The organism is Achromobacter colocynthidis, assembly GCF_057334535.1.
The window spans coordinates 1-13292 of sequence record NZ_JBHFIZ010000032.1 but is presented as its reverse complement, the minus strand read 5'-3'; the positions used below and the strand labels follow the sequence as shown (position 1 = coordinate 13292).

Below are 13292 nucleotides of genomic sequence, written 5' to 3'. Positions count from 1 at the left end.
ATTGCGTTGGAAAAGGCCGGCATCCGGCCGGATGCCGGAGACGTTGTCGTAACGGGGGCCAATGGCGGCGTGGGCAGCTTTGCCATCGCCATCCTGCACAAGCTGGGATACCGGGTGGTGGCCGCCACTGGCCGCCCCGACGAATCCGGCTACCTGAGCCGACTCGGCGCGTCCGAGATCATTGACCGCGCAACGCTTTCCGCGCCGGGCAAGCCATTGCAGAAAGAACGCTGGGCCGCGGGCATTGATTCCGTCGGTAGCCATACCCTGGCCAACCTGTGCGCCAGCATCAAAGCCGACGGCGCGGTCGCCGCCTGCGGCATGGCCCAGGGCCTGGACCTTCCCGCCTCTGTCGCCCCCTTCATTCTTCGTGGCGTCAGCCTGCTTGGCATCAACAGCGTGACGCGGCCGCGCAGCGAACGCATTCACGCCTGGAATCGTCTGGCGACGGATCTTCCCACGGCCATCATCGATAGCATCAGCCGCGACATCACGCTGGGCGATGCCATGCAAACCGCGCAAGACCTGATGGCTGGAAAAGTTCAGGGGCGCGTCGTGGTCGACGTCAACCAGTAAGCCGACATAGAAGAATCCACACATGAAAGCGCACGCGCCAGACAGTGAAGTCCGCTTCGCCACCAAGGCGATTCACTACGGCTACGACCCGGCGAACCACGAAGGCGCGGTGTCGCCGCCCATCTTTCTGACGTCGACCTACGCCTTTGAATCCACCGCCGAGTTCCAGGCGGTTTTCTCAGGCGACAGCGATCGTTGCGTCTATGGCAGGCAGCAGAATCCCACGCAGAAGTTGCTGGAAGACCGACTTGCCGCGCTTGAAGGCGCCGAAGCCGCCATCGTGATGGCCTCGGGCATGGGCGCTATCGCGTCCACCTTGCTGACGCTGCTGTCCGCGGGCGACGAGATCGTGGTTCACCACACCATCTACAACACGGCCGGCGCGCTGATGGACGAGGGCCTGCCCAAGTTCGGCGTCAAGGTCAGGCGCGCGGATCTCAGTACCGCCGAAGGCACGGCAGCCGCGATCAGTTCGAACACGAAGATCGTGTACTTCGAAACGCCGATCAACCCCTCTTCCGAGGTGCTGGATATCCAGCGGATTGCGGCAGCGTCCAAGCGCGTCGGCGCCATGGTGATTGTGGATTCGACCTTTGCGTCGCCGGCGCTTCAGCGCCCCATCGAACATGGCGCGGACCTGGTTATCCATTCCTTGACGAAGTACCTGAATGGCCACGGCGACATACTCGGCGGCGCGGCGATCGGCCGCCGTGACACCATCGAGGCCATCCGCGCGACGGGCGCCAAATACCTGACCGGCGCGACGCCTTCGCCGATGTCATGCTTTCTGGTCCTGCGCGGTTTGAAGACGCTGGACATCAGGATGGAACGCCATAGCAAGAACGCGTTGGCTGTCGCCCGCATGCTGGAAGCGCACCCGGCGGTGTCCAAGGTCATCTATCCCTTCCTGGACAGCTTCGCCAATAAAGAAATTGCATTGCGGCAGATGTCGGCGGGCAGCGGCATGGTGTCATTCGAGCTGAAGGCCGGCTTTGATGGCGTGGCCCCCATGATCGATAAGCTGAAGATCATTGCCCGAGGCATCAGCCTTGGCGACACGGACTCGTTGATCTATCACACAGCGGGCATGGTCGAGGCGCGCAAGAAGGTCAATCCGAACCTGTGCCTGAGCCCGGGCGTCAGCCCCGAACTGGTGCGGCTGTCGGTGGGCCTGGAAGATATCAACGACCTGCTTGATGACCTGAAGCAAGCGCTGGCCTGAGCGCATGTGTCAGCCCCGCCCAAGCTGAATCGCCTTCTCCAGCAGTTCAAGACGATCCTGCCCCCAGAAAACTTCGCCCAGGTACACATAGCTGGGCGAACCAAACACGCCTGCCGCAACGGCCGCGTCGGTGTTCTTGCGGTACCTGCTTTCGATATCAGGCTGTGCGGCCCGACTGAACAGTGCGTCGGCGTCGTAGTCCTGGGATTCAAGAATGCGGCGCAACACGTCGGGATCGGATATGTCCTGCTCATCGCACCATTCCGCGTGAAGAATGCCCTTGTACAGCGGGGTGATGGGCCGGGGCAGTTCCAAGGCGGCAATGACCAGACGGGACGCCAGGTCCCCGTCAGGACACATGTACTTCGGTTGCGGATTGACCGGCATCCGCAATTCCCGGCACCATCGCTTCAGTTCAGCAATGCGATAGGCTTGCCGCTCGGCCGAACGCTGACCGAGCAGCACGCCGCCCGTGCGGCGATACACGTCGGGCAGATCAACCGGCAGGTAGTTGATCATCACCCCATTCCGCGCGGCAATGGCATCCAGCCGGTCGGCCCCAAGATAGGCCCAGTCGGAGTTGATCCAGAAGTAATAGTCGATCGTGTCAGCCATGGCTTACTCGATGGGAACCGGTTGACGGACTTTATTGAAGCGCTCGGGGCCGTGCATGAACAAGGCGCTGACCGCGGCGATGACGCCAAGCACGCTCAGATACCAGACGATGTACTTGGGGCTGCCGTTCGCATAGGCGAGCAGCGAGGTGGCGATCAAGGGGGCCAAGCCGCCGCCGATGGCGCCGGACACTTGAACGGCCAGCGAAATGCCGCTGTAGCGGACCTCTGGCGGAAACTGCGAAGAAAACAAGCTGCCCTGTGGGCCGTACAGGCAACCGTAGATCAGCCCCACCGCAATGACCATTGCCCACGTGATGTTGCCGGACTGGCCCGTCTGCAACAGCTGAAAGAAGGTCGGTGCAAACAGGACGATGGCAAGCGAACCCAGGATGAACACCCATCGATAGCCGACCCGATCGCCCAGGATGCCGAACAGCGGCATCGTCACCAGGGCGGCCGCCGCGCCCCAGATCGTTGCGTCCAGCATCACGCCTCGCGGCACGCCCAAGCTGCCTGTTGCGTAAGCCAGGGCAAAGGTGACCACGGTGTAGAACCACGTCACCTCGGCAAGCCGGCCGCCGATCACCGCCAGCACTTCACGCGGGTACTTCTTCAGCACGACCTTGGCAGGCACGTCGACCTTTTCGCCTTTGCTTTCCATGTGCTGGAAGTCAGGGGATTCGGCTACCTTCACACGGATGAACCAGCCCACCAGGAGCAGTACGACGCTAGCCAGGAACGGCACGCGCCAGCCCCAGGACAACATATCTTCTTCCGGAAGCTGCGCCACGGCCGCCATGGCAAGCGACGACAGGATCAGGCCCGGCGCCACACCAACCTGCGGCAAGCTGCCGAACAACCCTTTCTTGCCTTCCGGTGCATGTTCCACGGCCATCAGGACCGCGCCGCCCCACTCGCCCCCCACGGCGATGCCCTGCAAGAAGCGCATGCAGACGAGCAACACGGCTGCCCAATATCCAATGCTGTCGTAAGACGGGATCAGTCCGATGAGGATCGTGGGGATGCCCATCAAAAACAGCGTGATCAACAGCATCGACTTGCGTCCGACGCGGTCGCCGAAATGGCCGAAGATGACGCCGCCCAACGGCCGCGCGAAGAACCCGACCGAATACGTGGCAAAAGCCGCCAAGGTGCCGGTGATCGGGTCAAAGGCGGGAAAGAAGATCTTGTTGAAGATCAGCGCGGCGGCCGTGCCGTACAGAAAATAGTCGTACCACTCGATAGTGGTTCCCATGAAGCTGGCAATGCCGGCCGTAACGTGCTGGCGCGACTTCCCCTTGCCACCCTGATTGGATTGGGTGTTCTTGTCGTTCATTTTGTTTTCCTGACAGGTTTGCGGCGCCGGCTTACTTCAAGCCGGGAAGCCGGTCGGTCTGGCGAGACCAGTAGTTGAATGTGGCTTGCACGATGGAGCGCTTGAGCAGGTAGTCATGCGCCTCTTTGGCCAAGACCGGGTCGACCGGCGTCAGGGGACCGAACGCCTGGGCGCGCACTTGCAGCCGAGCCGCGCGCTCCAGATAGACGGACAGATAGGTGGCTTCTTCCACCGAGTTGCCAGCAGTGAGATAGCCGTGATGCGCAAGCAGGATGGACTTCTTTTTTCCCAACGCGGCAGAGATGAGCACGCCTTCCTGGTCGGCAATCGGCACACCCGGCCATTCGCCCAGGAATGCGCAGTCATCAAACAAGGGAGCCATGTCCATCTGGGCCACGACCAGCGGCTGACGCGCCGTTGCCAGCGTGGTCGCCCAAGGCGAATGCGTATGGATGATCGATTGAACGTCCGGCCGGTCGCGATAGACCCAAAGATGAAAACGGGTGGCCGGATTGGCCATGCCGTGGCCTGAAATGGTGTTCAGGTCCTGATCCACTTCGACAAAGTCGTCGGGCGTGGCTTCATCGAAGCCCAGGCCGAAGCGCAACGTCCAGTACGCATTCGGCTTGTCGGATCGGGCCGTGATCTGGCCCGCCAACCCGGCTTCCTGGCCGGTCATGGCCAGTATCCGACAGGCGTATGCCAGCGTTTCGTTCAGCGGACGGTTCTGGCTCTTGAGATGTTGCGCCATCTCTTGGGTGGCGCGCTGGTCGAAGTATTCCTTGCTGCGGAGCTCTTCGCTCATGGATCAACCCCTTGAAAGTTTGATTCAAATCAATGGGGCGAGTATGAGAAGTCGACAAGGCGCCGTCGATGCGTCTGAAGCTATATCAGCTATTCAATCGAGCGCGATGAAAGGCGCCTGGCAATGTTCAGCGTCAGCGCCGCCAGCGGGAATAGCGGGTAGCCGTCGCGGTGGATGGCCACCACCTTCCGGGCAAGCGTGCCGCCGGTGATAGGAACCTTCTTCAGTTTGTGATCCAGCAGCAGCCGATCAGGGATACGGCAGGGCAACAGGCAGTTTCCGATGCCGGCGGAAACAAGCTCCAATGCCGAGTCGACGGTGTCGGTCTCGGCCGACACCACATAGTTCAGGCGCGAATGCTGAAGCATTTTCCTGAGCGCGTAGTGTTCGGGAAACGCAACCAGGCGTTGGTGCGTCTGCCACAAGTTGGCCACGTCGCCATAAGACGTGTCGTCCAGCCTGACGATCAGGCACATTTCGTCTTCGAACAAGTCGACGGACACCAGCCCGGGGCTGGCGACCGCCGAGTCATAGACAAAGCCCAGCTCGGCCTTTCCCGACGCCACCAGATCGACCACCTCCGGAGAGCTTCGCGCCATAAGGTGAAGGTTCGCGTCGCCCCCTTCGTGGGTCACCGCCGAAACGAGATCCCCCAGGAAGTAGTAAGTCAGGGTATGAACCGCCGCGATCCTTAGCGATGCGTGTCCCACGGAACTTGCATCCCTGGCCTTTGCGATGGCGTCGTCTATCAGTTGGAACGCGGGCGCCACCGCCCGATGCAACGTTTTGCCCGCCTCGCTCAGCACCATGCCGCGCCCATTGCGGTCAAACACGGGCCGGCCCAGATAGGCCTCCAGGGCCGCCATCTGCCGGCTCAGGCTGGGTTGCGAAATGCCTAGCTCGTCAGCCGCCTTCGACATGGAACCCAGCGCCGCGATCGTCAAGAAATATCGCAGACGGCGATCGGACTCGCCAACGCCACGCTCAAGCTCTGAAGCCTCCTTGAATGGGCGGTCTGATCTGGGCACAGCAGGTTCTTCCCTTGATGTCGGTAGCGTGGGCTCGCTACGGCGTTTTCTGGTCGGCACAGGCCAGCATGGCCGCGCCGATGGTGGTCTTGCCCTTGGCAACAAGCGCCTGACCCGCGGATTCAATATCACGCTTGTCCTTATTCTGGCTCAGCTTGAGCTTGCCGACGACCCGAGTTATCTCCACTTGAATTCCAACGATGGCCTTCAGCATCGCATCGATATAGTCCGGCGCGCTGTCGGTCATCTTCCACGGTTTCTCCTGCGACGCCTCGTGCGTGCGCGTCAGGCGGGCGACCACGCCACGCACATAGCGTTCGTCGTCCTTGATGGTGACGCGGCCATGCACGTGCACGACCTGGTAATTCCAGGTGGGCACCTGCTTGTGCTGCTCGTGCTTGCTGGGATACCAGTTCGGCGAGATGTAGGCGTCCCCGGCGCGGAACACGACCAGCACTTCGCTGCCGTCGGCGACCTCGCGCCACACCGGGTTGTTGCGTGCCACGTGGCCGTGCAAGACGGCGCGCTCGCCCACCTCAAGCTCGAAGGGGAGATGATTGGCGTCCAGGCCCTCCGGGCCATTGGTAACCAGCATCCCCAGTGGCTGGGCCCGAATCAGGCTGTAGAGAGATTCGGAATCGGGAACGGCAAAGTGTTCGGGTACGTACATGGCGGAGGGCCTCGGCAAGTCAAAGGATCGGGACAATTGCCACACAGCATGCTCCCAATCTGGCCTAGCAGTAAGATCCAGTTTGACGGTTTTTCTTTAGACCACTATTTTGCGTACTCCCAAGAGCATCGAACTGCCCGTCCTGTCTCCGCTCGACCGCAAGGCAGGCCAGCTTAGCCAGCAACTGGCGCAGCAGTTGCGGCAGTTGATCCGTGCCGGCACGCTGCGCCCGGGCGAGCCGGTGCCCGCCACCCGCCAGTTGGCCGCCGCGCTCAAGATCGCACGCGGCACCGTCGTCGAGGCCTTCGAGCAATTGGTTGCCGAGGGTTATCTGGAATCCAGGGCGGGGGGCAACACCACCGTATCCATCACGCTGACCGAGCGGAATCCAGGCCCGGCCGCAAGCAGGCCGGCAGCGGCGGACACGGCGCCTGCGCGCCCCCTGCCTGCCACGGCCGCGCGCTATGCCGGGATTGCGGCCGCCATGGTTCCGTTGCCAGCGGCGCCTTTTGCCATTTCGGTGCCCGCCGGCCTGGTGGCGCCGGATGATACCTGGCGCAAGCTTGGCAACCGCATACGCGGCACCAGCGCCGGCGGCCCCTCTGGTTACGCCGACCCGCAGGGCCTGCTTGCGCTGCGCAAGGCCATCGCGGACCACGTCCGAAAATCCCGCTCGGTGGCCTGCACGCCGGATCAGGTCATCATCACGTCCGGCACGCAGCAAGGGCTGTTTCTTGCGTGCCAGGTCTTGCTGGGGGACGGCGATCAGGCCTGGGTGGAAGACCCCGCCTACCTGGGCATCACGTCCATTCTGGAAAGCACGGGGCGCCCCGATCGCATTGTCAGGCTGCCGGTGGACGAACAGGGGCTGATGGTGGAAGAAGGCCTGCGCAAGGCACCGAATGCGCGCGTTGCCTTCGTGACACCTTCGCATCAATATCCGCTTGGCATGCCGATGAGCATGGCTCGGCGCGAAGCCCTGTTGTCTTGGGCCGCGTCCAGAAACGCCTGGGTGGTTGAGGACGATTACGACAGCGAACTTCGCTACGCCGGGCATCCCTTCCCTGCCTTGCAGGGCCTGGATGGCCGCCGGGTGATCTACCTGGGCACCTTCAGCAAGATCCTCTTCCCTTCTCTCAGGCTGGGCTACCTGATTGCGCCATCGGACTTGGTCGCCGCGTTTTGCGGCGCCAGGATTGTGATGGACCGGCATCCTGCCACCGCAGACCAGCATGTACTGGCCGCCTTCATCTCCGAAGGCCACCTGGACCGGCATATCCGGCGCATCCGGTCGATCTACGCGGACAGCCGGTCGACGCTTGTCCAGATCCTGCAGGCCCACTTGCCCGCGCGCCTGGCCCGGGTGCAGCCAATTGAACAAGGCGTGCATCTGCTGGTCTGGCTGGACAATGGCCTGGACGATATGGCCATTGCCCGCCGGGCCGCCGAACAGGGAGTCGCCGTCCGCGCCTTGTCTCCCACCTATTCGAATCGCAGCCCCGACAAGCGGCAGGGGCTGATCCTGGGCTTTGGGGGATACCCGCAAGACCAGATGATTGCCGCCGCACGCAAGCTTGCCCGGATCATTGAGCAAGGCGCGTAGACCACTTTATTGCTGACGACCATGTACACCTCGACTTTCACTTTTCTGCCTGGCGCCTACGACGATGAATTTCATGCCTTGGACAACAGCATCGCGGCCATCGCAAGGGCCATCCCCGGCTACCTGGGCGAGGAAGCCTGGTAAAATCCCGCGACTGGCGCGGTCTCGAACGTCTATTACTGGAGCACGATGGAAGCGCTTCAGACGCTGATGCAACACAAAGACCACCTTAAGGCGAAGCGGCAGCAAAGCCGTTGGCTGCGTGGCTATCAGGTGGTGATTGCCAAGGTTGTCACCTTCCATGGCGACGGGCGCATGGAACATCCCTTGAATCAAACGAGCATCCCGATGACCTAGCCGTCAAGCCTTGAGCGTGCACGTTGTTCGTGAGCGCCATGCCGACCGGGGATCGCCGAAAGACGCAAATGCATATTAGAATCAATAACTTTTTGTTATTTGTCCAAGCGCTTCCTCATGTCCCACCCTCCCAAGGCCAGGAAAGACTGGCTCGCCCATTACGCGGAGATGATCGGCAAATGGCGCGGGCGGGGGCACGAGGATGGCGAAGACGCCATGCACGACACCGTGCTTGGCATGCTGGAAGGCGACGTCGCGGCTATCTATGACCCGCGCGCGTACCTGTCCCGTGGCACCTCCAACCGCCTGGTCAGCCGGCATCGGCACGTCAACACGCTGGACATCACGTCGCTGGATGACGTGCCCGGCGGCGACCATCCCGCCACGCCTCCGGCCGACGACGGCGTCCGGTTCCAGCAACTGGCCGACGAACTGACCCGTGCGTTGGAAGACCTGCCGCCCAAGTGCCGGCAGGTTTATCTGTGGTGCCGTCTGGAAGGATGGACGCACACCGAGATAGCCCAGGAAATGGGCATCTCGCGCAGCATGGTGGAAAAATACATGACTCGCTCCGTGCGTCACATCAACGATCGGCTGCAACACCATGCCCCTCTCTGAATCCCGCTCCCCTGCCTCGCGCCCGCCCGACATGCGCGCGCCCGGGCACGACAATTCGCATGACACCCCGCACGGCGACGACGTGCTGGCGCATCCGAGCGACGCGGCGCATTGGTTCTCGCGCATGCATTCCGGCGAGGCCACGGAAACCGATCGGCAGGCCTTTGCCGCGTGGTGCAGCGCCGACCCGGCGCACGAACGCGAATATCAAAAGCTGACTGCCCAATGGGACGCCGTGCTGTCCCTGCCTGAAGCACGGCTGCGCGGCCTGATGCAAGCCACGAACGCCACGCAAGACTCGCATGTTGCGCCCCCACCGCCCGCGCTGTCGCGGCGGCGTTTTGGCTTGAGGATGGTGGCGGTCTGTGCGCTGCCCGTTGCGGCGGGCCTGCTGGCTGCGCCCTATCTCTTCGACCGCGACGAAAAGCGGCTGAACTACGCCACCCGCAAGGGCGAACGGCGACAGGTCACCTTGCCCGACGGATCCATCCTGCACCTGAACGGCGACACCCGTCTGGCCGCCCGCTTCGGCGCCAAGGAACGCCGGGTGGAACTGGCGCAAGGCGAGGCCTTCTTTGAAGTGCAACATGACACGTCCCGGCCTTTCGTGGTGGAGGGCGGCGTGGGTCAGGTCACCGTGACAGGCACGCGCTTCAACGTGCGGCGCGACAGCGAAAGCTTGCAGGTCAGTGTTGAATCGGGTTCCGTGCGGCTGGAATCCGGGCCCTGGTGGCGGCATAGCGAACACCGCCTTGGCGCGGGTCAACAGGCCATTGCCTACGCGGGCGGCCCGCTTGGCGAAGTCACCCAGGTCAATGTCGACAACCTGACCGCCTGGCAGCGCGGCAAGATCATCTTCAACAATGTGCCGCTGGCCACGGTCATCAACGAGATGAACCGCTACCTGACGCAGCCCGCCAGCCTGGACGCCCCCGCGCTTGGGGCCTACCGGATCTCGGGCGTATTCAGCGTGGACGACCCGCTGGCCATGATCGATGCCCTGCCCGCCATTGCCCCGGTGTCGCTCGACCGCTTGCCGGACGGCCGGGTCCGAGTGCTGGCGCGCTGACGATTTGTAACAATTTAATTACAAAATAATAGCGATTCCCATTCCGGTTTCAAGCCAGCTCATGCGTCTAGAGAGGAAGGGGCGGACATATCCACGCCGCCCGCCTACCTCCTTTAGAACCGGTGCGCCCCCATGGCGTGCCTCTCACCGAGCTACCGATCTTGAATACCGTCTCTGCCCGACCTGCTCTGCGCGTCCCGCCGCGTGTGGTTCTCAGCGCGCTTGCCTTTTCACTATCGCTTGTCTTCGGCATGGCGCCCGCCGTCCAGGCCCAGGAAGCGCCCGTCAGCGTCAACATTCCCGCGCAGCCCTTGGGCGATGCGCTGTTGCAGTTGGGCTCGCAGACGTCCTTGCAGATTTTTTATTCGCAGGATGTGCTGGCTGGCCAGACCGCGCGCGCCATCTCGGGCAATCTGTCGCCTGAAGAGGCCCTGCGCCAACTGCTGCAAGGCACGGGCATCCAGTACACGCGCAATGGCAACAACGTGACCTTGTCGCGCGCCGAGCCCACGGGCGGCACGGTGCAACTGGAAGCCGTGACGGTCACCGCCGGCATTCTGGGCGAACTTGCCCCGCCCTACACGGGCGGGCAGCTTGCCACGGGCGGCAGCCTGGGTCTGCTGGGTTCCGAAGACGTGATGGACTCGCCGTTCAGCACGGTCAACTACACCTCTGAATTGCTGTATGACCAGCAGGCCCGCACGCTGGCGGACGTGGTCGTCAATGACGCCTCGGTCCGCACGCTGACGTCAGCCGGAGGCTTTGGGGAAGACTTCCAGATTCGCGGCTTTGCCGTGGGCAGCGGCGACGTCAGCGTCAACGGCCTGTATGGCCTGGTGTCGTCCAGCCGCGTGCCGGTGCAGATCCTGGAGCGGGTGGAAGTGCTGAAAGGCCCCGGCGCCTTCATGCGCGGCATTCCGCCCAACGGCAGCATCGGTGGCGCCATCAACGTGGTGACCAAGCGCGCCGACGACGAACCGCTGGCGCGCGCCACGCTGGGCTATGCCAGCAAGGCCAACTTCACCGGCCAGCTTGACCTGGGCCGCCGCTTTGGCGAAGACAATGCCTGGGGCCTGCGCTTCAACGGCGTCAAGCGCGGCGGTGAATCCACGTTGAAGGACGGCAAGCAAGGCCTGGACATGGGCGCCCTGGGTATCGACTATCGCGGCGCGCGCCTGCGCTGGTCGGCAGACGCCATCCACCAGGAAGACGTGATCGAGAACTTCCGCTCGCAGATCGGCTGGCAGGCCAACGTGACGGAACTGCCCTCGCCGCCCGATGGCGACATCAACTTCTACCCCGGCACCCGCCTGTCGCAACGCGACAGCACCATCATGTCGCGCCTGGAATATGACTTCACCGACAACCTCACCGGCCACATCGCGGCGGGCTATCGCGACGGCAAGGTGCGGCAGATCTTCCCGGTGACCGTCAGCCCGTCCGGCGTGCGCCAGTCGGTGGACCAGGACGGCAACTTCAACGTCATGACGACGTACTACGACTCGTATTCGAAGACGAGCAGCGGCGATGCCGGCTTGACGGCCCGCTTCAGCACCGGCGGCATCAAGCACCGCCTGGCGCTGGGCGCCACCTACCTGAAGCAAGAGGCGGGCAACGCCTATTCGACCGGGTCGGCCATTGTGGCCTCCAACATTTATGACCCAGTCGACATCCCCGACGGCCCCGCCGTGCGCCTCACTCCGCAGAAGGCGTCGGACACCACGCTGACCAGCTTCGCCATTGTCGACACGCTGTCGTTCATCGACGATCGCATTCTGCTGACGGCGGGCGTCCGCCACCAACGGGTTGAAGTGGATAGCTTCAACACCACCACGGGCGCGCGCACCAGCGGCTACCGTTCCAGCGCCAACTCGCCCGTCGGCGGCATCGTCATCAAGCCGCTGCACAACGTATCGATCTACGCCAACCTGGCCCAAGGCCTGACGCGCGGCACGATCGTGGGCGACACCTACGAAAACCGGGGCGCCGTGCTGGCGCCGTACAAGTCCAAGCAGTACGAAACCGGCGTCAAGGTGGATTGGGACGGCAACATCACCACCACGCTTGCGCTCTTTCAGATTGCGCGCCCGGCCGGCCAGGCCGACGACAACAACGTCTACGGCTACTTTGGTGAACAGCGCAACCGTGGCCTGGAACTGACGGGCTACGGCGAACTCGTTCCCGGCCTGCGCCTGATGGCAAGCGCGGCCTTCATCAACAGCGAACTCACCAAGACCCCGGGCGGCGTCAGCCAGGGCAACCGGCCCGCCGGCGTGCCCGCCAGCACCTACAACCTGGGCCTGGATTGGGACACGCCGTGGGTGCAGGGGCTGAGCCTGAACGGCCGCGCCATCCGCACGTCATCCGTCTACCTCAACAACACCAATACGCTGCGCCTGCCGGGCTACACCCGCTTCGACCTGGCGCCCGCTACGCCACCACCATCGCCGGCAAGGACGTCGTGTTCCGCGCCAACGTCGAGAACGTGGCGGACAAGAAGTACTGGCTGGCGTCCGGCTCGTTCGTGACGAACGCGGCAGGACGGACGTATATGTTGTCAGCCTCGATCAATTACTGATCTGGGCGGCGCGCGGTAAACGAACTACGGAAGCGAACTACGGAGGCGAACTACGGAAGGCAAGCGCGGAAGGGAAATACAAAGGCAGGAATACCCAGTTCAAGGGATAGCCGGACACGCTCCGAGCCATCACAATCTAGAATCGGGCGATTCTGCCTTTTCCCCTTCCCGTCTATGTCCGCCTCTCCGCTTGCCCCCGAACTCACGCTGCCCGCCCCCGTGCTGCTGGTGGAGGACGAACCGCTGGTCTGCCGGCGCATCGAAGGCCTGTTGCTGCAACTGGGCTATCAGCCCGACGCGCTGATCTTCGCGGGCTCCCTGGCCGAGGCGCGCGCCTGCCTGGCCAGCCAGCCCGTTGCGCTGGCGCTGGTGGACCTGGGCTTGCCCGACGGCAGCGGCATCGACCTGATTGCCGAGATGCACGCCGCCGACCCCGGCCTGGCCATCCTGGTCATCTCGGCCTGGTGTACCGAAGACGCGATTTTGGCGGCCTTGCGCGCCGGCGCCACGGGCTATGTGCTGAAAGAACGGGACGACATGGAAGTGGCGCTGTCGTTACGCAGTGTGCTGCGGGGCGGTGCGCCGATTGACCCGTTCGTGGCACGGCGCATCATCGACGAGTTGCGGCCCCGGCCAACAGAGCAGACCGGCACGGCAAGCGGTGAGATACTTAGCCCCCGCGAAAGCCAGATCCTGCGTCTGGTGGCTGAAGGTTTGGCCAACCGCGAAATCGCCGAACAACTGTTCCTGTCGCGCTACACCGTTGAATGCCATATCAAGCACATCTACCGCAAGCTGGCCGTTTCCTCGCGC

12 protein-coding genes and 1 pseudogene are annotated in these 13292 nt (G+C 63.2%); 8 read left to right on the top strand and 5 right to left on the bottom strand.

Annotated features, from left to right (window positions below):
* On the top strand, positions 1–576 hold a 576-nt coding region (locus ACE04A_RS14275), incomplete at its 5' end, for a zinc-binding dehydrogenase (protein WP_485820234.1).
* A gap of 22 nt (positions 577–598) precedes the next feature.
* Positions 599–1798, top strand: a complete 1200-nt coding sequence (locus ACE04A_RS14270) for a trans-sulfuration enzyme family protein (RefSeq protein WP_448717567.1) — start codon at positions 599–601, stop codon at positions 1796–1798.
* A gap of 9 nt (positions 1799–1807) precedes the next feature.
* On the opposite strand, the gene ACE04A_RS14265 is transcribed toward ACE04A_RS14270, so the two are convergent.
* The 5 genes from ACE04A_RS14265 to ACE04A_RS14245 all read right to left on the bottom strand — a co-directional run bounded on the left by ACE04A_RS14265 (position 1808) and on the right by ACE04A_RS14245 (position 6254).
* Positions 1808–2413, bottom strand: a complete 606-nt coding sequence (locus tag ACE04A_RS14265; protein WP_448717568.1) for a 2-hydroxychromene-2-carboxylate isomerase — start codon at positions 2411–2413, stop codon at positions 1808–1810.
* A gap of 3 nt (positions 2414–2416) precedes the next feature.
* Positions 2417–3751: an MFS transporter gene (locus ACE04A_RS14260; RefSeq protein WP_279995688.1), complete on the bottom strand. Its 1335-nt coding sequence runs from the start codon at positions 3749–3751 to the stop codon at positions 2417–2419.
* Between the two features lie 31 nt (positions 3752–3782).
* Positions 3783–4556 carry an aldolase gene (locus tag ACE04A_RS14255; protein ID WP_259245708.1) on the bottom strand — a complete coding sequence of 258 codons (774 nt, stop codon included), beginning with the start codon at positions 4554–4556 and terminating at the stop codon, positions 3783–3785.
* Between the two features lie 89 nt (positions 4557–4645).
* The gene (locus ACE04A_RS14250; RefSeq protein ID WP_279995715.1) at positions 4646–5512 is read right to left on the bottom strand and encodes a LysR family transcriptional regulator; all 867 of its coding nucleotides are present in this window, start codon (positions 5510–5512) and stop codon (positions 4646–4648) included.
* A 109-nt stretch (positions 5513–5621) separates the two neighbouring features.
* Positions 5622–6254: an FMN-binding negative transcriptional regulator gene (locus ACE04A_RS14245; protein WP_279995689.1), complete on the bottom strand. Its 633-nt coding sequence runs from the start codon at positions 6252–6254 to the stop codon at positions 5622–5624.
* 106 nt (positions 6255–6360) lie between these two features.
* Here ACE04A_RS14245 and pdxR point away from each other — a divergent pair, with 106 nt between their 5' ends.
* The 6 genes and pseudogenes from pdxR to ACE04A_RS14215 all read left to right on the top strand — a co-directional run.
* The gene (gene pdxR / locus ACE04A_RS14240; protein ID WP_448717643.1) at positions 6361–7857 is read left to right on the top strand and encodes a MocR-like pyridoxine biosynthesis transcription factor PdxR; all 1497 of its coding nucleotides are present in this window, start codon (positions 6361–6363) and stop codon (positions 7855–7857) included.
* A 21-nt stretch (positions 7858–7878) separates the two neighbouring features.
* Positions 7879–8214 (top strand): annotated as a pseudogene (locus tag ACE04A_RS14235) (antibiotic biosynthesis monooxygenase family protein).
* A gap of 117 nt (positions 8215–8331) precedes the next feature.
* Positions 8332–8832: an RNA polymerase sigma factor gene (locus tag ACE04A_RS14230; protein WP_100856905.1), complete on the top strand. Its 501-nt coding sequence runs from the start codon at positions 8332–8334 to the stop codon at positions 8830–8832.
* Positions 8819–9901, top strand: a complete 1083-nt coding sequence (locus ACE04A_RS14225; RefSeq protein WP_448717570.1) for a FecR family protein — start codon at positions 8819–8821, stop codon at positions 9899–9901. The genes ACE04A_RS14230 and ACE04A_RS14225 overlap by 14 nt, the downstream gene beginning before the upstream one ends.
* A 251-nt stretch (positions 9902–10152) precedes the next feature.
* Positions 10153–12429, top strand: a complete 2277-nt coding sequence (locus ACE04A_RS14220) for a TonB-dependent siderophore receptor (protein ID WP_448717571.1) — start codon at positions 10153–10155, stop codon at positions 12427–12429.
* 224 nt (positions 12430–12653) lie between these two features.
* A partial coding sequence (locus ACE04A_RS14215; RefSeq protein ID WP_485820233.1) for a LuxR C-terminal-related transcriptional regulator occupies positions 12654–13292 on the top strand: 639 nt, incomplete at its 3' end.